This is a genomic window from Elizabethkingia argenteiflava (assembly GCF_009904105.1).
GTDB classification, from domain to species: Bacteria; Bacteroidota; Bacteroidia; order Flavobacteriales; family Weeksellaceae; genus Elizabethkingia; species Elizabethkingia argenteiflava.
On sequence record NZ_JAAABJ010000508.1, the window covers coordinates 1 to 1191 of the forward strand.

Here is a 1191-nt window from a genome sequence, read left to right on the forward strand (position 1 = left end):
ATACCACTGCTTAACTTCTTTGTAGCCAAAAGGGTTCTGGCTGTAATTGCCGGTGATCACCTGTCTGGTGGCTAGGAGTGAGGGCTTAGCGGATAGCTTGTTTTTTTTCCAGTAATAGAGAGCTGAACTAAATTTATAAGGCAAGTGTTCCAATAGCTCGGGTTGGCTTACCACATCGATACCTGTGGCTTGGGCTAATTGAGTATAGTTACTCCTCCCTGTTAATTGGATGGCTCCCCTACCGATATATCTGGCTCCGTCGCCATCGTAGAGATTGCCAAGGCCTTTTTTAAACAGGCGGTCATCATACACCAGATTCGCCAGTTTAGTGGGATTTCGAAGGTAATCACAAGGATTATATCGGGACTTAAAAGCGCTGGGAAAAACTTTTACCAAACGCTCAGCAGAGGTATAATATAGGTTTTCCTTAAAGACTTTAAACCCCAAAGTCTCATGCAGGCAGTTAGCTAAAAACCGACATTGGTCTTCATAGTCCAAAATGCCATATTGTTCCATTTGTTCAAAAAGATCAAAAGGCACATTTTCTATTTTAGCGCCTGCTCTTTTAAGTTTTATACTTATCGCTGTAGCATTCATGGTATTGATTTTTTTAATAGTCTCATTAAAGGCATAGTTACCATCCCCACAAAAAAGAATAGAGCATACCACGACCACATGGGGCGACTGCTTTTAACTTCTTTGCTTTTTTGTTTTGTATAAGTCCCCAACTTTTGCTTTAGTTCAGTTTTTTCCTTTTCTAATCGCTTGTATTTTTCCTGCATATTTCTGATCGTAGATGATTGCTTATTTTCAGCATTCAAAACCACGACCTCATTGCCTTTTAAGTGATATTCTACTTCATTACCCAAAACGTCTTTTACTTTTAATTTCCTAGGGAGGTTTTTACTCTCAGATAATGGAGAGGCCGAATGTTGGGGAGCAGGTAAAACTTTAAAGCTCAGTTTCCCTTGGGTATTTTGGTGGATATCCCATTCTTTCCTATCGATCTTTGCACTGGAGAGACCGTCACTTTTTAAATCAACATCCTCGCTCTTTTTCTCGAGGTTTAAAGCAGAAGTTTTATGCCGGCTTCCACAGCCTATAAAAAGGCTAAGAATTAGAATTAATAGAGCTCTCTTCATCTTTTAACAGGTTTTTTAATTGGAAGGTGATCATCCGTCGCACGGGGCG

At 40.1% G+C, this 1191-nt stretch carries 2 protein-coding genes; both read right to left on the reverse strand.

The features are described from left to right. Positions 1–597: glycoside hydrolase family 19 protein (locus GNY06_RS06965; RefSeq protein WP_212995094.1), on the reverse strand; the 597-nt coding region annotated here is incomplete at its 3' end. After that, a complete protein-coding gene (locus GNY06_RS06970; RefSeq protein WP_166519398.1) occupies positions 594–1142 on the reverse strand; it encodes a hypothetical protein in 549 nt (182 codons plus the stop codon). The genes GNY06_RS06970 and GNY06_RS06965, both read right to left, overlap by 4 nt. Between the last annotated feature and the right edge of the window lie 49 nt (positions 1143–1191).